This window comes from Pseudomonas sp. NBRC 111133 (assembly GCF_001320605.1).
GTDB lineage: Bacteria > Pseudomonadota > Gammaproteobacteria > Pseudomonadales > Pseudomonadaceae > Aquipseudomonas > Aquipseudomonas monteilii.
In genome coordinates, this window is record NZ_BCBJ01000095.1 from 20,405 (window position 1) to 41,544 (window position 21,140).

19 protein-coding genes and 1 riboswitch are annotated in these 21,140 nt (G+C 63.7%); of the genes, 13 read left to right on the forward strand and 6 right to left on the reverse strand.

The features are described from left to right. Nucleotides 1-21 precede the first annotated feature (21 nt). Genes APH36_RS22230 through APH36_RS22245 form a run of 4 tightly spaced genes read right to left on the reverse strand, consistent with a single transcriptional unit; the run spans nucleotide 22 to nucleotide 3,406 of the window. Nucleotides 22-990 (reverse strand): hypothetical protein, encoded by a 969-nt coding sequence (locus APH36_RS22230; protein WP_060500324.1) that lies wholly within the window; start codon nucleotides 988-990, stop codon nucleotides 22-24. Between the two features lie 52 nt (nucleotides 991-1,042). Beyond that, nucleotides 1,043-1,855, reverse strand: coding sequence for an aldo/keto reductase (locus APH36_RS22235; RefSeq protein WP_060500326.1), 813 nt, complete (start codon nucleotides 1,853-1,855; stop codon nucleotides 1,043-1,045). Further along, on the reverse strand, nucleotides 1,852-3,027 hold the full coding sequence (locus tag APH36_RS22240; protein ID WP_060500328.1) for an FAD-binding oxidoreductase: 1,176 nt from the start codon (nucleotides 3,025-3,027) through the stop codon (nucleotides 1,852-1,854). Before APH36_RS22240 ends, APH36_RS22235 begins: the two co-directional genes overlap by 4 nt. A gap of 46 nt (nucleotides 3,028-3,073) precedes the next feature. Continuing rightward, complete coding sequence (locus APH36_RS22245; protein ID WP_008095055.1) at nucleotides 3,074-3,406, reverse strand: multidrug efflux SMR transporter; 333 nt, start codon at nucleotides 3,404-3,406, stop codon at nucleotides 3,074-3,076. An 87-nt stretch (nucleotides 3,407-3,493) separates the two neighbouring features. On the opposite strand from APH36_RS22245, the gene APH36_RS22250 reads away from it, so the two are divergent. Together APH36_RS22250 and waaA are read left to right on the forward strand one after the other, a co-directional pair. Next, nucleotides 3,494-4,384 carry a LysR family transcriptional regulator gene (locus APH36_RS22250; protein WP_060500330.1) on the forward strand — a complete coding sequence of 297 codons (891 nt, stop codon included), beginning with the start codon at nucleotides 3,494-3,496 and terminating at the stop codon, nucleotides 4,382-4,384. An 11-nt stretch (nucleotides 4,385-4,395) separates the two neighbouring features. After that, nucleotides 4,396-5,667 carry a lipid IV(A) 3-deoxy-D-manno-octulosonic acid transferase gene (gene waaA, locus APH36_RS22255; RefSeq protein ID WP_060500332.1) on the forward strand — a complete coding sequence of 424 codons (1,272 nt, stop codon included), beginning with the start codon at nucleotides 4,396-4,398 and terminating at the stop codon, nucleotides 5,665-5,667. Between the two features lie 114 nt (nucleotides 5,668-5,781). Here the strand turns inward: waaA and APH36_RS22260 are convergent, their stop codons facing one another. Continuing rightward, a complete protein-coding gene (locus tag APH36_RS22260; RefSeq protein ID WP_060500335.1) occupies nucleotides 5,782-7,215 on the reverse strand; it encodes a TolC family outer membrane protein in 1,434 nt (477 codons plus the stop codon). 160 nt (nucleotides 7,216-7,375) lie between these two features. Continuing rightward, nucleotides 7,376-7,482: riboswitch (TPP riboswitch) on the forward strand. A gap of 154 nt (nucleotides 7,483-7,636) precedes the next feature. On the opposite strand from APH36_RS22260, the gene thiC reads away from it, so the two are divergent. Together thiC and cytX are read left to right on the forward strand one after the other, a co-directional pair. After that, nucleotides 7,637-9,517, forward strand: coding sequence for a phosphomethylpyrimidine synthase ThiC (gene thiC, locus APH36_RS22265; protein ID WP_060500337.1), 1,881 nt, complete (start codon nucleotides 7,637-7,639; stop codon nucleotides 9,515-9,517). A gap of 144 nt (nucleotides 9,518-9,661) precedes the next feature. Next, nucleotides 9,662-10,945, forward strand: a complete 1,284-nt coding sequence (cytX, locus tag APH36_RS22270; RefSeq protein WP_060500339.1) for a putative hydroxymethylpyrimidine transporter CytX — start codon at nucleotides 9,662-9,664, stop codon at nucleotides 10,943-10,945. On the opposite strand, the gene APH36_RS22275 is transcribed toward cytX, so the two are convergent. Next, entirely contained in the window at nucleotides 10,914-11,660 is a 747-nt protein-coding gene (locus tag APH36_RS22275) for an RsiV family protein (RefSeq protein ID WP_060500340.1), read from the reverse strand. The two genes, cytX and APH36_RS22275, sit on opposite strands and share 32 nt — an antisense overlap. Nucleotides 11,661-11,856: 196 nt before the next feature. Here APH36_RS22275 and APH36_RS22280 point away from each other — a divergent pair, with 196 nt between their 5' ends. From APH36_RS22280 to APH36_RS22320, 9 genes are all read left to right on the forward strand, one after another. Beyond that, nucleotides 11,857-12,474: an NUDIX domain-containing protein gene (locus APH36_RS22280; RefSeq protein WP_060500343.1), complete on the forward strand. Its 618-nt coding sequence runs from the start codon at nucleotides 11,857-11,859 to the stop codon at nucleotides 12,472-12,474. Further along, the gene (locus tag APH36_RS22285; protein ID WP_016501905.1) at nucleotides 12,465-12,917 is read left to right on the forward strand and encodes a DUF1249 domain-containing protein; all 453 of its coding nucleotides are present in this window, start codon (nucleotides 12,465-12,467) and stop codon (nucleotides 12,915-12,917) included. Before APH36_RS22280 ends, APH36_RS22285 begins: the two co-directional genes overlap by 10 nt. A gap of 1 nt (nucleotide 12,918) precedes the next feature. Then, on the forward strand, nucleotides 12,919-13,716 hold the full coding sequence (cpdA, locus tag APH36_RS22290; RefSeq protein ID WP_060500344.1) for a 3',5'-cyclic-AMP phosphodiesterase: 798 nt from the start codon (nucleotides 12,919-12,921) through the stop codon (nucleotides 13,714-13,716). Between the two features lie 166 nt (nucleotides 13,717-13,882). Beyond that, complete coding sequence (locus APH36_RS22295) at nucleotides 13,883-14,491, forward strand: YqiA/YcfP family alpha/beta fold hydrolase (RefSeq protein ID WP_060500346.1); 609 nt, start codon at nucleotides 13,883-13,885, stop codon at nucleotides 14,489-14,491. A gap of 35 nt (nucleotides 14,492-14,526) precedes the next feature. Then, nucleotides 14,527-16,431 (forward strand): DNA topoisomerase IV subunit B, encoded by a 1,905-nt coding sequence (gene parE, locus APH36_RS22300; RefSeq protein ID WP_060500348.1) that lies wholly within the window; start codon nucleotides 14,527-14,529, stop codon nucleotides 16,429-16,431. Beyond that, on the forward strand, nucleotides 16,428-17,414 hold the full coding sequence (locus APH36_RS22305) for an esterase-like activity of phytase family protein (protein WP_019097696.1): 987 nt from the start codon (nucleotides 16,428-16,430) through the stop codon (nucleotides 17,412-17,414). Before parE ends, APH36_RS22305 begins: the two co-directional genes overlap by 4 nt. Beyond that, the gene (locus APH36_RS22310) at nucleotides 17,411-17,929 is read left to right on the forward strand and encodes a TIGR02281 family clan AA aspartic protease (protein ID WP_060500350.1); all 519 of its coding nucleotides are present in this window, start codon (nucleotides 17,411-17,413) and stop codon (nucleotides 17,927-17,929) included. Before APH36_RS22305 ends, APH36_RS22310 begins: the two co-directional genes overlap by 4 nt. A gap of 10 nt (nucleotides 17,930-17,939) precedes the next feature. After that, on the forward strand, nucleotides 17,940-20,198 hold the full coding sequence (gene parC, locus APH36_RS22315) for a DNA topoisomerase IV subunit A (RefSeq protein ID WP_016712337.1): 2,259 nt from the start codon (nucleotides 17,940-17,942) through the stop codon (nucleotides 20,196-20,198). Nucleotides 20,199-20,370: 172 nt separating this feature from the next. Beyond that, on the forward strand, nucleotides 20,371-21,081 hold the full coding sequence (locus tag APH36_RS22320) for a membrane integrity-associated transporter subunit PqiC (protein ID WP_060500352.1): 711 nt from the start codon (nucleotides 20,371-20,373) through the stop codon (nucleotides 21,079-21,081). Nucleotides 21,082-21,140 lie beyond the last annotated feature (59 nt).

Consider the following 21,140-nt stretch of genomic DNA (forward strand, 5'->3'; position numbering starts at 1 on the left):
CTGCAAAGCAGCCCCAGGATGTCACTTGTGCAATGAGGTCCGAGCCCGCTCCAGCAGCGCCCGCGCCTTGTCACCAAACCGCTGCAAGTGCGATGCCCGCAACGGCTTGGGCTCCACCAACCCCTGTTGCTTCACCCAGTCCTTCCAGCGCACTCGCTCGTCCTTCACCACCCAACCTTCCTGCCGGGCAAAACTCTCTGCCAGGTACAGCCCACGCGTACTCGCCGGTACCAGTTCATCCTTCTTCAGCGTATACAGCTCCGCCAGCGGTTGGCCGTCCTTCAACGGCATCAGGTACAGGTCTGGCCGTTTGCGGTTGAGTCGCGCCACCAGCTGGCCGCTCTCCAGTCGCTCATCGACGTGGAACAGGCTGAGCTTTTTGGCTTCACGGGGCACCTGCAGACGCATATCGTAGATCAGTTGCAGCGAGGCGGTGGGCAAGTGCACATAGGCCCGTGGCCGCTCCAGTAGCATCAGGTTGCCGCAGTGCACGGGGCGGGCGGCGCCGGACTGCGGGGTCAGCAGGAAGTGCGGTGTTTCGCGATAGTGCAGGGCGGCGGCGTACGGCACGGGCAGCCAGGTATCATTGAAGCGCCCGCCCAGCCAGCCTTCCGGGGTTTCCAGCAGGCATTCCTCAGCCACTTCCTGCACCGCCGTGTGCAACGGCAGGTTCAGCTCCTGTGCCGGTACATAGCCGGAAATCAGTTTCAGCACCACATCGCCCCGGTCTTGCCGGCGCTGGCGCACCAGCACCCAGTAATCACGGTTTTGCCAATGCAGGGTAAGGCGCACCGACACACCCAGGTTGGCCAGTTCGGCCACGAAGTGCTGCGTGTCGGGTAGCTGGATGGCCTTGCGCCGCTGCTGGGTCTGGGCAAAGTTGAGCGGCATGCCGATACTTTGATAAATCAGCCCATCGGGCGTGGCCTCCACATGCAGCGGCAGTGTCTTGAAGTTGCTCGGGTTCTTGCGGATCAGCGTTCGCGCCACGAGGCTCCTCCTTGCGTCGGGTCAGTCGCCAGGCCCTTGGGCCTGGGGTAACTCAATGCTGGCCCAGGATACGGGCGACGGTGGCCACATTGTGGGCCAGGTGCAGCGGGTTGATGGTGCCGACGATAGCACTGCTGACGCCCGGGTGGGCGAACAGCAGTTCGAAGCTGGCCTGCACCGGGTCAACGCCCGGGGCCAGGCAGACATGTCCACTGGCCAGGGCCTTCTTTACCAGGATGGCCTTGCCGTGTTCGGCAGCGTAGTCCAGCACCGGGCGTTCTGCCTGCTCGTTGAGGTTGTAGGTGACCATGGCGCAGTCGCCCTGTTCCAGTGCTTTCAGGCCGCCGGCCACGGTCTTGCCGGACAGGCCGAAGCCGAGGATCTTGCCCTCCTGCTTCAGTTCAGCCAGGGTCTGGTAGACCTCCTGCTGTTCGAGGATTGCCAGGTCATTGCCGTCGGAATGCACCAGCACCAGTTCGATGCGGTCGGTCTCCAGGCGGCGCAGGCTGCGCTCCACCGAGCGGCGGGTGTGGGCGGCACTGAAGTCGAAGTGCGACTGGCCGTTGTCGAATTCTTCACCGACCTTGCTCACGATCACCCACTCGTTGCGTTGGCCGCGCAGCAGGGGGCCCAGGCGTTCTTCGCTGCGGCCATAGGCCGGGGCGGTGTCGATCAGGTTGATGCCCAGCTCGCGGGCCTGGGCCAGCAGCAGGCGGGCTTCGTCGTCACTGGGGATGGTGAAGCCGGTGGGGTACTTCACGCCTTGGTCGCGGCCCAGTTTGACGGTGCCCAGGCCCAGCGGTGAAACCTTGAAACCGGTGCTGCCCAGCGGGCGATGGAAGTCGTGCAGGGTGGGCAGTGTCATGGCAGCAGTTGCTCCCAGGCAGGAACACCCAGCGGTGGGCGTGGCAGGCCGGCCAGGTCGGCTTGTGCCTGTGGGCGGATGCCGTCGCGCTCCAGGTGGCTGATGACCCGGTCGCTGAAGTCTGGCGCCAAGGCCAGCTTGGTCGGCCAGCCCACCAACAGGCGTTGCTGGTCGGCGAGGAAGGCGTTGTCCGGGCGCACCAGGCCGGACTGCGCAGGTTCGGCGCGGTCGACGCGCAAGGTGGCCCAACGGACCTGGCTTTGATCTACCCATGGCAACAGGCTGGCTATTTCCTTCTGCGCCGCCGCAATCTGTGCTGCCGGCTCACGTGCCACGCCATCGGCTTCAGCCAGATCGCCGCCCAGGTACCAGACCCATTGGCCATCAGCAGCCGGGTGAGTCGTGACTGTTACCCGTGGCTTGGGGCCGCCGCCCAGGCAGTGCGCATACAGCGGCTTGAGGTCAGGGCCCTTGGCCATGACCATGTGCAGCGGGCGGGTTTGCATCGCCGGCTGCTTCAGGCCCAAGGCATGCAGCAGGTCCTCGGTGCCGGCACCGGCGCTGAGCACGATACGCTGGGCGCGGATGTCGCGGCCATCGACGCGCAGGCCGACCAGTTCGTCGCTTTCGCGCAGCGGCTCGATGCGTTCCCCGGCCAACAGGCTGTCGCCCGCCAGGTCGGCCAGGTTGGCCAGCAGGCTGGGTACGTCGATGACCAGTTCGGCCAGGCGATAGACCTTGCCCTTGAAGGCACGGTCTTGCAGGGCCGGCGGCAGTTGTTCGCCTTTTACCTGGTCGACCCGGCCGCGCACGGCCTTGCTCGCGAAGAAGCTGGTGAGGTTGCCGGCCAGGGTGCCTGGCGACCACAGGTAGTGGGCCTCGGACAGCAGACGGGTGTTGCTCAGGTTCAGCTCGCCGCTGCCGCTCAAGGCTTCGCGCCAGCGGCGCGGCATGTCGGCAATGGCTTCCGAAGCACCGGTGAGGGCGCCTTGCAGGGCGTACTTGGTACCGCCGTGAATGATGCCTTGAGACTTGATGGTCTGCTCGCCGCCAAGGCTGGCGCGCTCCACCAGCACTGTCGAATACCCCAGGCGGCGCAGGCGGGCATTGAGCCAGAGGCCTGCGACCCCGGCGCCGACGATCAGCACGTCAGTGGAAATGGCAGATGGCATGGCGGTACCTCGAAGACTGGGACAGCTGGCAAGTATACAGGCAGCTTCAGTGCCCGGCAGTCTTGGAGAACAGCTGAATCACCACCACCCCACCCACGATCATCGCCATCCCCAGCATTGCCGGCACATCCAGCTTCTGCCCGTAGATCACCAGCGCCGCCACACTGATCAGCACAATCCCCAGCCCCGACCAGATGGCATAGGCAATGCCCACCGGAATGCTGCGCACCACCAGGGTCAGCATCCAGAACGCGATGCCATAGCCAACCACCATCAGCAGCAACGGCAATGGCGTGCTCAGGCCTTTCACTGCTTTCATCGAAGCGGTGGCAATGACTTCGGCGCAGATGGCGATGGCGAGGTAGGTGTAGGCATTCATGGCAGGATCCTCCGATAACTGGTCGGGCATTCTAGACCCTACCTGGATGGGGTAAAGTCATTACCTATCAGTTGGGGAGATAGGTTGATGGCCGAGCAATGGAACCTTGAGCAACTGCGCACCTTCCTACGCGTCGCTGAACTGCGCTCGTTTTCTGCCGTGGCCCGGGAGCAGCGCAAGGCGCAGTCGGCCATCAGCAGCGCGATTGCCCTGCTTGAAACCGACCTGGGGGTCACCCTGTTCGAGCGCAGCAGTGGCCGGCAGCCTAAGCTGACCGAGAACGGCAGTGCGTTACTGGAAGATGCCCGCGAACTGCTGCGACAGTGCGAACGTCTGGATGGCCGCGCCCTTGCGTTGATGCGCGGGCAGGAGGCTTTGCTGCGGGGGGCGCAGGACGAAGCCATGCCTTATCAGCCGGTGATAGACAGCCTCGATGAGCTCGCCAGCCGCTACCCCTATCTGGAGGTGCAACTGGCCAGTGGTGCGCAAGGTGATGTGGCGCGCAAGCTGGTGGAACGCCGCGCCGACCTGGGCCTGTTCTTTCACCACGAAAGCATGCCGACATCACTGGAGCGGCGCGCCTTGGGCAGTGTGGAGATGGTCACGGTGTGCGCCGTCGGCCATCCGCTTGCAGGTGAGGGTCGGGTCACCCGCCAGCAACTGGCCCGCCACCGGCAACTCCTCATCACGCCACAGCAAAGCGGTTACCCCGGCGGCGAGGCAGTCAGCCCGCAGGTGTGGCGTGCCGACAGCTTCTACGCCATGGCCGAATTGCTGATGCGCGGCCTGGGCTGGGCCTGGTTGCCGCGGCATGTGGTGCAGTACCCGACTTATCAGGCGCATATGGTCGAGCTGGACAGCGAGTGGCGCCCGCCTGCACTGGTGGCAGAGCTGGCCTGGCGCCGTGATGAGCCACTGGGGCCTGCGGCGCAGTGGCTGGCCGAGCGCTTTGCAGTGCACTTGCGTGCGATCGGGTAAACTCCGCCGCCATGAACAGAACACTCTATACCTTGCTGTTTCACCTGGGCCTGCCATTGGTTGCGCTGCGCCTGTACCTGCGCGCACGCAAGGCGCCGGCCTATGGCCAGCGCATCGGCGAGCGCTTTGCCTTCAAGCTGCCGGCCATGCGCAGGGCAGGCATCTGGGTGCATGCGGTGTCGGTGGGCGAAAGCATCGCCGCCGCGCCAATGGTGCGGGCCTTGCTGAAGGCCTACCCGGAACTGCCAATCACGCTTACCTGCATGACGCCGACCGGTTCCGAGCGCATTCGCGCCATGTTCGCCGACGAACCGCGCGTGCAGCATTGCTACCTGCCCTACGACCTGCCCTGGGCGGCCGGGCGTTTTCTCGACCATGTGCAGCCCAAGCTGGGCATCATCATGGAAACCGAGCTTTGGCCCAATCACATTCACCAGTGCGCCAAACGCGGCATCCCGGTGGCGCTGGCCAATGCGCGCTTGTCCGAGCGCTCGGCCCGTGGCTATGGGCGCTTTGCCAAGCTGACACGGCCAATGCTGGCGCAGATGAGCCTGATTGCCGTGCAGACCGAAACCGAGGCCCAGCGCTTCCGTGATTTGGGCGCGCGCGCTGAGTGCGTGCAGGTCACCGGTTCGATCAAGTTCGACCTGAAGATTGATGAGCAACTGCTTCCGCGCGCCCAGGCGCTGCGTGCGCAATGGGGGGCTGAGCAGCGCCCGGTGTGGATTGCGGCCAGTACCCATGAAGGCGAGGATGCGCTGATTTTGCAGGCGCACCGGCAGTTGTTGCAGGTGCATGGCGATGCGTTGCTGATCCTGGTGCCGCGCCATCCCGAGCGATTCAATGCGGTACATGTGCTGTGCTGCGAGCAATTCGCTACCGTACGGCGTTCTGCTGGCACGCCCGTCGAGGCGCAAACCCAGGTATTGCTTGGCGATACGATGGGTGAGCTGTTGTTCCTGTATGCGCTGGCCGACATTGCCTTTGTCGGCGGTAGCCTGGTGGCAACCGGTGGGCACAACCCGCTGGAGCCGGCAGCGCTGGCGTTGCCGGTGCTGATGGGGCCGCATGTGTTCAACTTCCTTGAAATCAGCGCGATGCTGCGTGAGGCGGGGGCGTTGCAGCAGGTGGACGATGCCGACGGGCTGGCCGGGGCGGTGCGGCGGCTGGTCGAGTTGCCGCAGGATGCCCAGCGCATGGGCGAGGCGGGTAGGGCGGTGATGCGGGCCAATCAGGGCGCTTTGCGGCGCTTGCTTGATGGCCTTGGCGCGCTCATCCGCTGATTTTTGTGTTGGCTTTTTCGCGGGCAAGCCCGCTCCCACAGGATTGATGCATACGTAGAAAACTGCACAGCCCCTGTGGGAGCGGGCTTGCCCGCGAATGGTCCAACACCTATCTCAAGGCCTGCGCTCGAAGTTCTTGGCCGCTGCAGCCGCCAGGTCCGGTGGCAGGAAGTCCTTGTCCGGGTTGTAGTCCGGCTTCAGGTAACGCTTGAGGTCCGCCAGGTCTTGCGGGCTCAACGTACCCGCCGCTTGCTTCAGGCTCAGGTTGTCCAGAATGTAGTCATAGCGGCTGTTGTTGTAATCCCTCACCGAGGTATACAGCTGGCGCTGGGCATCGAGCACGTCGACGATGTTGCGGGTACCGACCTGGTAGCCGATTTCAGTAGCCTCCAGCGCACTCTGGTTGGAGATGATCGACTGCTTGCGCGCCTGCACCTGTTCCACGTCGGTGTTCACCGCGCGGTGCAGGTTGCGGGTGTTTTCCACCACCTGGCGGCGCAGGCTTTCGCGCTGCTGCTCGCTCTGGCTCAGGCGCTGGTAAGCCTCGCGTACCTGCGAGCTGGTCAGGCCGCCGCTGTAGATCGGAATGTTCAGTTGCAGGCCCACGCTGGTCTGTTCCACATCGCCGCTGTAACGCACGCCTAGTTGCGAAGGGTTGGTGAAGCCCAGGCTGTCGTTGTCACCCTTCTGGTACTTGGCCACTGCATCCAGGGTCGGCGCATGGCCGGCCTTGCGCTGGCGCAGGGTTTCTTCAGCGGCGGACACCGCGTAGTTGGTGGCCAGCAGGTTGAGGTTCTGGCGCCCGGCAGTTTCGACCCAGGCCTTGGCGTCGTTGGGCGTTGGCACCTGCACCGGCAGGCTATGCACCACACCCTGAATCGAGGTGTATTCACGGTTGGTCAGGGTGACCAGTGCTTCAAAGGCATCCTGCACCTGGCGCTCGGCAATGATCCGGTTGGCCCGGGCCGTGTCGTAGCTGGCCTGGGATTGCAGCACGTCGGTCTTGTCCGACAGGCCCACATCGAAACGCTCGTTGGACTGGTCGAGCTGGCGCTTGAACGCGGCCTCTTCGGCTTTGGTGGCGGCCAGGTTGTCCTGGGCACGCAGCACGGCGAAGTAGTTCTGCGCAGTTTGCAGGATCAGGTTCTGTTCAGTGGCCGACAGCTCCAGCGCCGCCTGTTCGTTGACGGCCTCGGCTGCCTGCAACTGGAACCAGCGGTCGGCGCGGAAGATGGGCTGGGCCAGCGTCGCGCTCCATGAGTTACCGCTGCGGTTGGAGGTGATGGAAGGCTCGTCCAGCTTGGTGCGGGTGTTCATCATCTCGGCGCCAGCCGACAGGTTGGGCAGCAACCCGGCGCGGGCCTGTGGCACCACTTCGCGGCGGGCGCCGTAATCGGCGCGGGCGGCGGCCAGGTCGGCGTTGTTGTCCACCGCTTCCTGGTAGACGCTGACCAGGTCGGTCTTCACTGTCGGGGGCACGTCCGCTGCCCAGACCACTCCGTTGGACGCACAAGACACGGCTATCGCCAGTGAGAGTTTGCGCAGCATAGAGGCAATCCTTGTACGAAATTTAATTACTGAACTGTTGAGTATCGGATGACGGGCCAGTGTAGTGCCATGCGCCCCCGGCAACAATCGCCTGGTGTGCCTTTCATCAACCGCGCATTTACCCGCTTGGCTTTGCCGACCACTCCAGTCTAGACTGCGCATGTTCTTGTCGGGGTGCCTTGAAGCAAAGGCTGAGATCGCAGAGGTGCGGATCCCGTTGAACCTGATCAGGTTAGCGCCTGCGTAGGGAACAAGATTGCTCGCCTTCCCGGGGAGCCTCTTGTGCCAGGTCCGGGAATGTCGCAGCTGCATGCAGCTTCAGGCACCCCCATATCCGGCACTGCACCCATCATGGGTGCGTCCGCGCCATTCAGGTTCACCCCGACATTCCACTGCTAGGAAGCCGTCTGGAGAGCCTGTGATGACCAAACAAGAAAAAGCGATCAACCTCAGCGAATCGGCACAAGTCGATCAGCAGTCCGTGCAACCGTTCCCGCGCTCGCGCAAGGTGTATGTCGAAGGCTCGCGCCCGGACATCCGCGTGCCCATGCGTGAAATCAGCCTGGACGACACCCCGACCGATTTCGGTGGCGAAACCAATGCCCCGGTGCTGGTCTACGACACCTCTGGCCCGTACACCGACCCCAACGTGATCATCGACGTGCGCAAGGGCCTGGCCGACGTGCGTTCGGCGTGGATCGACGCCCGTGGTGACACCGAGCGCCTGGACGGCCTGAGCTCCGATTTCGGCCAGCAGCGCCTGAACGATGCCGAACTGGCCAAGCTGCGCTTTGCCCACGTGCGCAACCCGCGCCGCGCCAAGGCCGGCGCCAACGTCTCGCAGATGCACTATGCCCGCCAAGGCATCATCACCGCCGAGATGGAATACGTGGCCATCCGCGAAAACATGAAGCTGCAAGAGGCCCGCGCCGCTGGCCTGCTCAAGGAGCAGCACGCCGGCCACAGCTTCGGCGCCAACATCCCGAAAGAAATCACCCCCGAATTCGTCCGCCAGGAAATCGCCCGTGGCCGCGCGATCATCCCGGCCAACATCAACCACCCGGAAGTGGAGCCGATGATCATCGGCCGCAACTTCCTGGTGAAGATCAACGGCAACATCGGCAACAGCGCACTAGGGTCCTCGATCGAGGAAGAAGTGGCCAAGCTGACCTGGGGCATCCGCTGGGGTTCGGACACGGTCATGGACCTGTCCACCGGCAAGCACATCCACGAAACCCGCGAGTGGATCATCCGCAACTCGCCGGTGCCGATCGGTACCGTGCCAATCTACCAGGCGCTGGAGAAGGTCAACGGCGTGGCCGAAGACCTGACCTGGGAGCTGTTCCGCGACACCCTGATCGAGCAGGCTGAACAGGGCGTGGACTACTTCACCATCCACGCCGGCGTGCTGCTGCGCTATGTGCCGCTGACCGCCAAACGTGTTACCGGCATCGTCAGCCGTGGTGGCTCGATCATGGCCAAGTGGTGCCTGGCGCACCACAAGGAAAACTTCCTGTACACCCACTTCGACGAAATCTGCGAAATCATGAAGGCCTACGACGTCAGCTTCTCGCTGGGCGACGGCCTGCGCCCTGGCTCGATTGCCGATGCCAACGACGCCGCGCAGTTCGGTGAGCTGGAAACCCTCGGCGAGCTGACCAAGATCGCCTGGAAGCACGACGTGCAGTGCATGATCGAAGGCCCGGGCCACGTACCGATGCAGTTGATCAAGGAGAACATGGACAAGCAGCTGGAGTGCTGCGACGAGGCGCCGTTCTACACCCTCGGCCCGCTGACCACCGACATTGCCCCGGGTTACGACCACATCACGTCGGGCATTGGTGCGGCGATGATCGGCTGGTTCGGTTGCGCCATGCTGTGCTACGTCACGCCCAAGGAGCACCTGGGCCTGCCGAACAAGGACGACGTGAAAACCGGCATCATCACCTACAAGATCGCCGCGCACGCGGCCGACCTTGCCAAGGGCCACCCGGGCGCGCAGATTCGCGACAACGCCCTGTCCAAGGCGCGTTTCGAGTTCCGCTGGGAAGACCAGTTCAACCTCGGCCTGGACCCGGACACTGCCCGTGCCTTCCACGACGAGACCCTGCCGAAGGAATCGGCCAAGGTCGCGCACTTCTGCTCGATGTGCGGGCCGAAGTTCTGCTCGATGAAGATCACCCAGGAAGTGCGTGAATACGCCGCCAAGATCGAGACCGTGGACGTGTCGGTCGAAGAAGGCATGCGCGAGCAGGCCGAGCGGTTCCGCCAGGAAGGCAGCCAGCTGTACCACAAAGTCTAAGTCGCAGCGCCTTACCCTGTGGGAGCGGGCGTGCCTGCGAACAAGGGCGAAGCCCTTGCCAGGCACCGCGGTGCTTGCTTCGCAGGCACGCCCGCTCCCACAGGGTGCTGTGTGCAACCCCTAATTCTTTTGGCGAACATAACAATGACCACCCCCAGCCAGTTTTCCCCCGACCACCCGGTCCCTACCCACCAGCGCATCTTCGGTGCCCGCGACCTGTTCTCGCTCTGGTTCTCTCTCGGCATCGGCCTGATGGTGCTGCAGGTCGGCGCCATGCTGGCCCCCGGTCTGGGCCTGGCGGGCGCCGTGCTGGCCATCGCACTGGGCACCGGCGTGGGCGTACTGTTGCTGGGGGCTGCCGGTGTGATCGGCAGCGACACCGGCCTGTCGGCTATGGGTACCCTGAAACTCAGCCTGGGCAGCCACGGCGCGCGCCTGCCGGCGCTGCTCAACCTGCTGCAACTGGTCGGCTGGGGCGCGTTCGAGATCATTGTCATGCGCGATGCCGCCAGCCTGCTGGGCGCGCGCGCCTTCGGCGAAGACAGTGCCTGGAACAGCCCGATGCTGTGGACCCTGTGCTTCGGTGCCCTGGCCACCTTGCTGGCAGTGAGCGGGCCACTGGCCTTCGTGCGCAAGGTACTGCGCGCCTGGGGTATCTGGTTGCTGCTGGGTGCTTGCGTCTGGCTGGCCTGGAACCTGTTCGCCAAAGCTGACCTGGCTGATCTGTGGAACCGCGCCGGGGACGGCTCGATGTCGCTGGCGGTGGGCTTCGACATCGTCATTGCCATGCCCCTTTCGTGGCTTCCGCTGATCGCCGACTACTCGCGCTTCGCCCGCAACGGCAAGCATGTATTTGGCGGTACGGTAGTGGGCTACTTCATCGGCAACACCTGGCTGATGAGCCTGGGCGTGGCTTACACCCTGGCCTTCGCTGCCAATGGCGAGGTCAATGCCCTGCTGCTGGCCCTGGCGGCCGCCGGTATGGGTATTCCGCTGTTGCTGATTTTGCTGGACGAGTCGGAAAAGGCCTTTGCCGACATTCATTCGGCGGCCGTGTCCACGGGTGTGCTGGTGCCGGTGAAGGTCGAGCACCTGGCCTTGGCCATTGGTGTGCTGTGCACCCTGATCGCTTTGCTGGCGCCGCTGGCCCAGTACGAAAACTTCCTGCTACTGATCGGCTCGGTGTTCGCGCCGCTGTTCGGCGTGGTGCTGATGGACCACTACGTGGTGCGTCGCCGTCGTCTGCCGGCCCAGGTGGGTGGTTTGCACTGGCAGGCGCTGCTGGCCTGGGTGGTGGGTGTGGCGGCTTACCATGTCATCGCTACACAAGCGCCGGACTTCGGGGCGACCCTGCCGGCACTGGTGCTGGCAGGGCTACTGCACGGGCTGTTGAGCCTCAGCCGCGGCCGGGAAACAGTTCAGGCTTGAGCACGCCATTCAGGCGCGGGTAAGGGATCTTCAGCTCTACGTGGCCCATGGAATAGGGCGCGATGGCGTAGACCTCATACTTGACCACGACTGCGCCGTACGTCAGGGCGATGTGCGGCGATTTCTTGAACGGCCAGGTTTTGACGAACTCGGCGTCCTTGTCCATGCCCACGCTCATCAGCCAGGCCCGGTGCGACTCTTCGACGGTTTTCCAGAAGGTGTCTTCCTGGCCGGGCACCAGCATGTCCTGCAGGGTCAGTACCTTGTCCAGCTTGCGCGAATAGTTGATGAAACCGCGCCCCGGCATGCCGTGGGCGCCACCGCTGTCCAGGTAACTGGACAATTCGATGATCACCAGCCCGTCATGCTGCTCGCGTACTTTGGCTTGCAGGTAGCTGCTGTTACGTTTGTCGGCGCTGGCCAGGTATTGCTGCTCGTAGGCCTGCAGGGTGCTCGGCGCGGTGCCATGCTGATTGTCTTCGGTCAGTTGCAGCAGGCGTTTTTCGACGATGGCGTCCAGCTTTGGCAAGGCCGGGAAGTGGACCATGTCGATGTTCACCAGCGGGCAGTCGCTTTCGCTGCAGCCGGGTTTCACGTGCTCCCAGGCGTCGCGCTTGACCTCGAGCGGGGTCCGGTAGTTGGGCGTGAACAGGCTCTGGCAGGCGCCCAGAGCGAGTGCCAGCACGGCCACGGATGTCAGTTTGACAAGTGTCATGATGATCCTTGCAGAACAGGGAAAAGTCGGCCTTTGACCGTCTGCGCGGCCTTCAGTTCGCCACTAAGCTAACAGAGTGAAGACCTGCTGTCCCGAGTGCGCCAGCGGTTGGCGGAAAGGGATGAAACCGGGAGGCGTGCAGAGTAGGATGGCGCGATGCAGTAACCAGGCGGTTGATGTAGCAACGAGGATTTCCATGTCAGACACATTGAATTCGGTGCCCAAGGCGGTCGAGATCGTCAAGCGGGCCAACTGTTTCCAGGGCTTCTACAAGCTCGACAAGGTGCACCTGCGCCACGAACTGTTTGCCGGAGGCATGGGCCGCGAGATCAGCCGCGAACTGTTCGTGCGCCACGATGCAGTGTGTGTACTGCCTTACGACCCGTTGCGTGATGAAGTGGTGCTGATCGAGCAGTTTCGCGTGGGCGCCATGGGCAAGATCGATAACCCCTGGCTGATCGAGATGGTCGCCGGGCTGATCGACAAGGACGAACAACCCGAGGAAGTTGCCCACCGCGAAGCCGAAGAAGAAGCAGGCCTGACGTTCAGTGCACTGTGGCCGATGACCCGCTACTTTCCGTCGCCTGGTGGCAGTGACGAATACGTTCATCTGTTCCTTGGCCGGTGCAGCAGCGAGGGTGCGGGCGGCCTTCATGGCCTGGAAGAAGAGGGCGAAGACATTCGCGTGCGCGTGTGGTCGTTCGAGGACGCCTTGCAGGCTGTGCGCGACGGGCGTATCTGCAACGCGGCGACCATCATCGGCCTGCAATGGCTGGCGCTGAACCGCGACGAAGTACGAGGTATGTGGAAGTGAACCTGCTGCGCGAGCGCTATCGAGTCGATCTGGTCGGGCTGCAGGCAGCCTGCGAGGCCAACTACGCCCGGCTGATGCGCCTGTTGCCCGACATGCGCACCACCCAGAGCTCGCGCCGTATCGGCATGACGCAGGGTGACCAGATGCTCGGTGTACTGGTGCTCGACGTGGTGCTGGCCTGCCCGTACACCACCACCCTGCATGTACGCCAGGAACACAGCCTGCCGTGGTTGCCGGTACCGCATCTTGAGGTGCAGGTTTATCACGATGCGCGCATGGCCGAAGTGGTCAGTGCCGAACACACGCGGCGCCTGCGCAGCATCTATCCGTACCCGAACGAGGCCATGCATCAACCGGACGAAAAGGCCCAGCTCAACCTGTTCCTCGGTGAATGGCTGAGCCATTGCCTGGCTTGCGGTCACGAACTGGCAAGTGTTCGCTGACATGCGGCCAGACCTGATGCGCCCTGTGCATGTGGTGCAACTGACCGACGCTCACCTTTTCGCCGATCCTGCCGGCAGCATGTTGGGCCTTAAAACCCGTGACAGCCTGCGCCATGTGGTGGCCCAGGTGCAGCGTGAGCAACCGCTTGTCGACTTGCTGCTGTGCACGGGGGACCTGTCCCAGGATGCCAGTGTTGCCTCTTATGAAGCGTTTCGTGAGCTGACCACGCCATTTGCCGTGCCCACCCGCTGGTTGCCGGGCAACCATGACGAAGCCCGGGTCATGGCCGAAGTGGCACCGGAGCTTGTGCAGGCGGTGACCGATATTGGCGCGTGGCGCGTGGTCATGCTTAACACCGCCGTGCGCGGTGCAAACCACGGGTTTCTTGAAGATGACCAGCTGGCGGTGCTGAAAGCCGCCTTGGAAGGCGCAGGTGAGCGGTATTGCCTGGTGTGCTTCCACCATCAGCCGGTGGACATCGGCTGCGCCTGGATCGCGCCGATCGGCTTGTGCAACGCCCAGGCACTGTTCGATATCGTCGAGGCTTATCCACAGGTGCGGGCGTTGCTGTGGGGGCATGTGCATCAGGAATGGGATGAAGTACGCGATGGCCGGCGCCTGCTGGCCACGCCGTCGACCTGCATTCAGTTCGCGGCGCGCAGTGAGGATTTCCAGGTGAGCGAGGAACACCCAGGTTACCGCTGGTTGCGCCTGCATGCCGATGGGCGGCTGGAGACCGGGGTTGAGCGGGCCACGGACTTTGAGGTGAAACTCGACTTCGATAGCCCAGGTTATTAGAGGAATTCAGGGCTGTTCCCACAGGGATTGCACAGGAGCTGATACTGGCAATTTGAAGAAATTATTGCGATGCCCGTTGTACTGCGTCAAAACCCGGCGAACGCGCTACACTGCGCGTCCCTGCGCCCGCATCATCAGGCGCAACGCCACAGTTTCCGGGGGCAGCATGTCGGGTTCCATCCTTTATATCCATGGCTTCAACAGCTCGCCGCTTTCCACCAAGGCGCGCCAGCTCGAAGCCGTGATGCAGCACCTGGGGCTGTCGGCCCAGCTACGCGTGCCTGCCTTGCACCACCACCCGCGCCAGGCCATCGCCCAGCTCGAAGCGGCTATCGCAGAACTCGGTGCGCCATTACTGGTGGGCAGCTCGCTCGGCGGCTACTATGCCACCCATCTGGCCGAGCGCTATGGCCTGAAAGCGCTGCTGGTCAACCCGGCGGTAACCCCGCACAAGCATTTCGACGGTTACCTGGGCACCCAGCGCAATCATTACAGTGGTGAAACCTGGGAGCTGACCCACGATCATGTGAAGGCCCTGGCCGAGCTGGAAGTACCGGCCCCGGTCGATGCCAGCCGCTATCAAGTGTGGCTGCAGACCGCCGATGAAACCCTGGACTATCGCCACGCCGAACACTATTACCGTGCATGTGCCCTGCGCATCCAGGCCGGTGGCGACCACAGCTTCCAGGGCTTCGCCCAGCACCTGCCGGCACTGCTGGCCTTCGCCGGCATTGCCCGCGGGCAGTATGCGGCGCTCGACTTTTCTGTATTTTGACTTTTTTGCACTCACCAGACTGACGAAGAGACCCTATGGCCAATCCCAGCGCTAGCGCCTATAACGCAGACGCCATCGAAGTCCTCTCGGGCCTTGACCCGGTCCGCAAGCGGCCGGGCATGTACACCGATACCAGCCGCCCCAACCACCTGGCCCAGGAAGTCATCGACAACAGCGTCGACGAAGCCCTGGCTGGCTACGCCCGTTCGGTGCAGGTCATCCTGCATGCGGACCACTCGCTTGAAGTCAGCGACGATGGCCGCGGCATGCCCGTGGACATCCACCCGGAAGAGGGTGTGTCCGGGGTTGAGCTGATCCTCACCAAGCTGCACGCCGGCGGCAAGTTCTCCAACAAGAACTACCAGTTCTCCGGTGGTTTGCACGGTGTGGGTATTTCGGTGGTCAACGCCCTGTCGACCCAGGTGCGTGTGCGCGTCAAGCGCGACGGCAACGAATACCAGATGACCTTTGCCGATGGCTTCAAGGCCAGCGAGCTGGAAGTGGTCGGTTCGGTCGGCAAGCGCAACACCGGCACCAGCGTCTACTTCAGCCCCGACCCGAAGTACTTCGACTCGCCCAAGTTCTCCATCAGCCGCCTCAAGCATGTGCTCAAGGCCAAGGCCGTGCTGTGCCCGGGCCTGCTGGTCAGCTTCGAGGACAAGGCCAGCGGTGAAAAGGTCGAGTGGCACTATGAAGACGGTTTGCGCTCTTACCTGGTCGATTCGGTCAACGCGTTCCAGCGCCTGCCCGACGAGCCGTTCTGCGGCAGCCTGGCCGGTAACAAGGAAGCCGTTGACTGGGCACTGCTGTGGCTGCCAGAGGGCGGCGACAGCATCCAGGAAAGCTATGTCAACCTGATTCCGACCGCCCAGGGCGGTACCCACGTCAACGGCCTGCGCCAAGGGCTGCTGGATGCCATGCGCGAGTTCTGCGAGTTCCGCAACATGCTGCCGCGCGGGGTGAAGCTGGCACCGGAGGACGTCTGGGAACGCATCACCTTCGTGCTGTCGATGAAGATGCAGGACCCGCAGTTCTCCGGACAGACCAAAGAGCGCCTGTCTTCGCGTGAAGCGGCAGCGTTCGTTTCCGGCGTGGTCAAGGACGCCTTCAGCCTGTGGCTCAACGCCCACCCCGAGCTGGGCATGCAGCTGGCCGAGCTGGCCATCAGCAATGCCGGACGCCGCCTCAAGGCCAGCAAGAAGGTCGAACGCAAGCGCATCACTCAGGGCCCGGCATTGCCCGGCAAGCTGGCCGATTGTGCGGGCCAGGACCCGATGCGTGCAGAGCTGTTCCTGGTCGAGGGTGACTCGGCCGGTGGCTCGGCCAAGCAGGCGCGGGACAAGGAGTTCCAGGCGATCCTGCCGCTGCGCGGCAAGATCCTCAACACCTGGGAAGTGGACGGTGGCGAAGTCCTGGCCAGCCAGGAAGTACACAACATTGCCGTGGCCATTGGCGTTGACCCCGGTGCCACCGACCTTGCGCAGCTGCGCTACGGTAAAATCTGCATCCTCGCCGACGCCGACTCTGACGGCCTGCACATTGCCACGCTGCTGTGCGCGCTGTTCGTTCAGCACTTCCGGGCGTTGGTCGAGGCCGGGCACGTGTATGTGGCCATGCCGCCGCTGTACCGCATCGATCTGGGCAAGGAAATCTACTACGCCCTCGACGAAGCCGAGCGTGACGGCATCCTCGACCGCCTGGTGGCCGAGAAGAAGCGCGGCAAGCCGCAGGTCACCCGCTTCAAGGGCCTGGGCGAGATGAACCCGCCACAGCTGCGCGAAACCACCATGGACCCGAACACCCGGCGCCTGGTGCAGCTGACCCTGGATGACGTGCAGGCCACCTGCGAGCTGATGGACAAGCTGCTGGCCAAGAAGCGCGCCGGCGACCGCAAGAGCTGGCTGGAAACCAAAGGCAACCTGGCCGAGGTCATGGTTTGATTCGGCAGTTTCTTGCCGTTTGCCTTGCGCTGGTTGCCCTGCCAAGCCTGGCGGGCAACTGGCCCGAGCTGAAGCTCAGTGCCGAACACCCGATCGACGGCATGCGCGGTGGCAACCTTTCGGGCCTGGTGGAGTGCCGGGGCGGGCTGTGGGGCGTGTCCGATCGCGACGACGACCGTATCTACCGCTTCGACCAGCAAAACCCGACCTGGCGTGCGCAACCGCTGACCTTCACCCCGCCATCGCCACCGGAAAGCGGCCTGCCTTGGGGCCTGAAGTCGCGCAACTGGGCGGCGTCTTACATTCGCGGAGGCGAGCTGGACTTCGAGGGCATCACCTGTGATCAGGCGGGTAACCTCTACCTGGCCAGTGAGGCCCATGCCGCCGTGTTGCAGTTGCCCGTGGACGGCGAACCGGACTGGTTGAAAATCGACCCGGCCATGGTTCGCCAGGCCCGCGCCAGCGGCATGCTGCTGAACTTCAATGCACTGTTCGAAGGCCTGGCGATCAACCCGGCGGGCGACCGCCTGTGGCTGGCCGCCGAGCGCGAACGGCGTGGCCTGGTAGCCATCGAGCGGCAGCAATCGGTGTGGACTTGCGGGCGCAGCTGTGTGCTGTTGAGCGAGGCCGGGGTCGAGATGCAGCCTGCGCAAATGCCCGATGCCCGAGCGCTTTCGCGTGATTTTTCCGACCTGGCCTGGTTCGAGGGCAAGCTGTTCACGCTCGAACGCAACGCCTACCGGGTGTGCCGGCGTGATGTCGACAGCGGCAAGGTCGAGCGTTGCTGGTCGTTTGCAGCAGATGCCCTGGTGGAGTCGCGCCGCTACGCGCAACCGTTCGGCCTGGCCGAAGCGCTTGTCATCGATGCCAAGGGCGCCTGGATTGGCCTGGACAACAACAACGGCGCCCGCGCCGATGGTGAAACACGCCCGATCGTCTGGCGCTTCGACGCGCCGGAAGGTGGCTGGAGCGCCAAACCATGAGCCAGACGCCGGGCAAGCGCGCGGGCAGGGTGCTGATGGTCGTCGCCTGGGCGGCGGCACTGTTTCTTGCCACGCGTTTTTTCGGCCAGTGGGAAGACAGCCAGCGTAACCCCAACACCCAGGTGCAGTCCGAGCATGGCGAAGGCTTTATCGAGGTGCGGCTGCTGAGCAATGGCCAGGGCCATTTCGTGGTGGATGGTGCCATCAATGGCCAGGTGGTGCATTTCATGCTCGACACCGGCGCTACCGACGTGGCCATCCCCGAGGCATTGGCTCGGGACCTGAACCTGGAGCGGGGCAGCCCGGTACTGCTCAGCACCGCCAACGGGCGCACCGAGGGCTACCGCACACGCCTGGCCAGCCTGCAACTGGGGGACATCCGCCTGCAGGGCGTACGCGCAATCGTGGTGCTAGGCCTAGACGGGCCAACCGTATTGCTGGGCATGAGTGCCCTGAAACAACTTGAATTTACCCAGCGCGGCGGCACCATGCTGCTGCGCCAGAACCTGAAATGACGAGGCCCGCATGAGCGACTCACTGGAACTCAGCCTGGACGGCGTAGAACGCCGCTCGCTGGCTGACTTCACCGAACAGGCCTACCTCAACTATTCCATGTACGTGATCATGGACCGCGCCTTGCCGCACATCGGCGACGGCTTGAAGCCGGTGCAGCGACGCATCGTCTACGCCATGAGCGAGTTGGGGCTCGATGCCGATGCCAAGCACAAGAAATCGGCGCGTACCGTCGGTGACGTGCTCGGTAAGTTCCACCCCCACGGCGACTCGGCCTGCTACGAGGCCATGGTGCTGATGGCGCAGCCGTTCAGCTACCGCTACACCCTGGTCGACGGCCAGGGCAACTGGGGTGCGCCGGACGATCCGAAGTCGTTCGCCGCCATGCGTTACACCGAGGCGCGCTTGTCGCGCTACGCCGAAGTGCTGCTGAGCGAAGTCGGCCAGGGCACCGTCGACTGGGTGCCGAACTTTGACGGCACCCTGCAGGAGCCGGCCGTGCTGCCCGCGCGCCTGCCCAACATCCTGCTCAACGGCACCACCGGTATCGCCGTGGGCATGGCCACCGACGTACCGCCGCACAACCTGCGTGAAGTGGCCAGCGCCTGTGTGCGCCTGCTCGACGAGCCAAAGGCCACCATCGAGCAGCTGTGCGAGCACATCCAGGGGCCGGACTACCCGACAGAGGCCGAGATTGTCACGCCTCGGGCGGAAATCCTCAAAATGTACGAGAGCGGCCGTGGCTCGATCCGCATGCGTGCCGTGTACCGCGTCGAAGATGGCGATATCGTCGTCACCGCGCTGCCGCATCAGGTTTCCGGGGCCAAGGTGCTGGAGCAGATCGCCGCGCAGATGCAGGCCAAGAAGCTGCCGATGGTCGCCGACCTGCGTGACGAGTCGGACCACGAAAACCCGTGCCGCATCGTCATCATCCCGCGTTCCAACCGCGTGGATGCCGACGAACTGATGCAGCACCTGTTCGCCACCACCGACCTGGAAAGCAGCTACCGGGTGAACGTGAACATCATCGGCCTCGACGGTCGGCCGCAGTTGAAGAACCTGCGTGCCATCCTGGTGGAGTGGCTGGAGTTCCGTACCAACACGGTTCGCCGCCGCTTGCAGCACCGCCTGGACAAGGTCGAGAAGCGTCTGCACCTGTTGGACGGTTTGCTCACCGCGTTCCTCAACCTGGATGAAGTGATCCATATCATCCGTACCGAGGAGCACCCCAAGCAGGCGCTGATCGAACGCTTCGAGCTCACCGAGATTCAGGCTGACTACATCCTCGAGACCCGCCTGCGGCAGCTGGCACGCCTTGAAGAGATGAAGATCCGCGGCGAGCAGGACGAGTTGCTGAAGGAGCAAGCCAAGCTGCAGGCCTTGCTGGGTAGCGAGGCCAAACTGCGCAAGCTGGTGCGTAGCGAACTGATCAAGGATGCCGAAACCTACGGCGACGACCGCCGCTCGCCGATTGTCGAGCGCGCCGAAGCCAAGGCGCTGTCGGAAAACGAACTGATGCCGACCGAGCCGGTTACCGTGGTGCTGTCGGAGAAGGGCTGGGTGCGTTGTGCCAAAGGCCACGATATCGACGCTACAGGCCTTTCCTACAAGGCCGGCGACGGCTTCAAGGCCGCTGCGGCCGGGCGTTCCAACCAGTTTGCCGTGCTCATCGACTCCACCGGCCGCAGCTACTCGCTGGCCGCTCACAGCCTGCCATCGGCGCGTGGCCAGGGCGAGCCGTTGACGGGCCGCCTGACGCCGCCACCGGGTGCGACCTTCGAATGCGTGCTGCTGCCGGATGACGATGCACTGTATGTGGTGGCATCGGATGCCGGTTACGGCTTTGTGGTCAAGGGCGAAGACCTGCAGGCCAAGAACAAGGCCGGCAAGGGCCTGCTCAGCCTGCCCAACGGCGCCAAGGTCATGACCCCGCGCCCGGTGGCCGACCGCGAGCAGGACTGGCTGGCGGCAGTCACCACCGAGGGCCGGTTGTTGGTATTCAAGGTCAGTGACTTGCCACAGCTGGGTAAAGGCAAGGGCAACAAGATCATTGGCGTGCCGGGCGACCGGGTGGCCAGCCGTGAAGAATTTGTCACCGATCTGGCCGTGATCCCCGAAGGTGCAACCCTTGTATTGCAAGCCGGCAAGCGTACCCTATCTCTGAAAGCGGACGACCTGGAGCATTACAAGGGCGAGCGCGGACGGCGGGGCAGCAAGCTGCCGCGCGGCTTCCAGCGCGTCGATGGGTTGCAGGTGGAAGTACCGGCTTAACCGGTAGAAATGTCTGGAACGGCAATTTCAGCGCCGTTCCGGGCAGAAATGCTGGAGTCGGACGATTATTTCGCGGATGATATGGCCCTTGCGGTGCCGACGTAGTCGTGTGCCCGTTTGAATCTCTATGTATCACTGCGGTCTGCCTGTAGGCGACCGCCTGGATGGGATGATGAAATTTCTGCGCCTTCCATTTGCGCTGTTGATGACTGGCCTGCTGGGCCTTGGCGGGTGCACCATGCATCAGCCGGTTGCCCTGTACCAGCTCGACAGTGGTGATCCTGGCCAGCCTTCGCAAAGTGCAGGCATGGCCGTGGTACTCGGCCCGGTATCGGTGGCCGATTACCTGCAGCGCGAGACGTTCCTGCAACGTCAGGCCGATGGCAGCCTGAGCGCGGCGACCGACGGTCGCTGGGCGGGCAGCCTTTCGTCGGATATCGACCAGCTGCTGGTGCGTCAGCTTGCCTGGCGCCTGGACAGCCAGCGCGTGGTGCTGGCCCCGGCAACCGCTGGTTTCAGCCCGGATGTACAAGTGCTGTTGTCGATCACCCGCCTGGACTCGGGCAAAAACCAGCCGGCAATCCTTGATGCTCAGTGGCGCCTGTTGGACCGCCGTGGCCATGTGCGTGACAACCGCATCGTTCACCTTGAGCAGCCGCACGAGGGGAGCGAGTCGTCGCAGGTGCAGGCCCAGGGCCAACTGCTGCAGAAGCTGGCTGAACAGCTGAGCACGGCGGTGAAGCCACTGGCCAATCAGCCGGCAATTGCCGAAGAGTCGCCTAAAAAGCCCGCAGCGCCGGTGCAAGTGAAGAAGGCGCCGGAGAAGTCCAAGATCCCGATGGCTTCGCCGATTCGTACCGATATGGAAGTGTATCGGTTCTGATCAAGCCGCCAGCCACAAAAAAGCCCGCATGTTTGCGGGCTTTTTCATGTCTGCAAGGT

What these genes read in the sequence shown, in the direction of transcription:
- waaA (WP_060500332.1), top strand. Translation starts at nt 4,396, where the DNA reads ATGAACAGAACACTCTATACCTTGCTGTTTCACCTGGGCCTGCCATTG.
- APH36_RS22295 (WP_060500346.1), top strand. Translation starts at nt 13,883, where the DNA reads ATGTCGGGTTCCATCCTTTATATCCATGGCTTCAACAGCTCGCCGCTT.
- parC (WP_016712337.1), top strand. Translation starts at nt 17,940, where the DNA reads ATGAGCGACTCACTGGAACTCAGCCTGGACGGCGTAGAACGCCGCTCG.
- APH36_RS22250 (WP_060500330.1), top strand. Translation starts at nt 3,494, where the DNA reads ATGGCCGAGCAATGGAACCTTGAGCAACTGCGCACCTTCCTACGCGTC.
- APH36_RS22280 (WP_060500343.1), top strand. Translation starts at nt 11,857, where the DNA reads ATGTCAGACACATTGAATTCGGTGCCCAAGGCGGTCGAGATCGTCAAG.
- APH36_RS22245 (WP_008095055.1), bottom strand. Translation starts at nt 3,406, where the DNA reads ATGAATGCCTACACCTACCTCGCCATCGCCATCTGCGCCGAAGTCATT.
- cytX (WP_060500339.1), top strand. Translation starts at nt 9,662, where the DNA reads ATGACCACCCCCAGCCAGTTTTCCCCCGACCACCCGGTCCCTACCCAC.
- cpdA (WP_060500344.1), top strand. Translation starts at nt 12,919, where the DNA reads ATGCGGCCAGACCTGATGCGCCCTGTGCATGTGGTGCAACTGACCGAC.
- APH36_RS22310 (WP_060500350.1), top strand. Translation starts at nt 17,411, where the DNA reads ATGAGCCAGACGCCGGGCAAGCGCGCGGGCAGGGTGCTGATGGTCGTC.
- APH36_RS22240 (WP_060500328.1), bottom strand. Translation starts at nt 3,027, where the DNA reads ATGCCATCTGCCATTTCCACTGACGTGCTGATCGTCGGCGCCGGGGTC.
- APH36_RS22275 (WP_060500340.1), bottom strand. Translation starts at nt 11,660, where the DNA reads ATGACACTTGTCAAACTGACATCCGTGGCCGTGCTGGCACTCGCTCTG.
- APH36_RS22320 (WP_060500352.1), top strand. Translation starts at nt 20,371, where the DNA reads ATGAAATTTCTGCGCCTTCCATTTGCGCTGTTGATGACTGGCCTGCTG.
- parE (WP_060500348.1), top strand. Translation starts at nt 14,527, where the DNA reads ATGGCCAATCCCAGCGCTAGCGCCTATAACGCAGACGCCATCGAAGTC.
- APH36_RS22235 (WP_060500326.1), bottom strand. Translation starts at nt 1,855, where the DNA reads ATGACACTGCCCACCCTGCACGACTTCCATCGCCCGCTGGGCAGCACC.
- APH36_RS22260 (WP_060500335.1), bottom strand. Translation starts at nt 7,215, where the DNA reads ATGCTGCGCAAACTCTCACTGGCGATAGCCGTGTCTTGTGCGTCCAAC.
- thiC (WP_060500337.1), top strand. Translation starts at nt 7,637, where the DNA reads ATGACCAAACAAGAAAAAGCGATCAACCTCAGCGAATCGGCACAAGTC.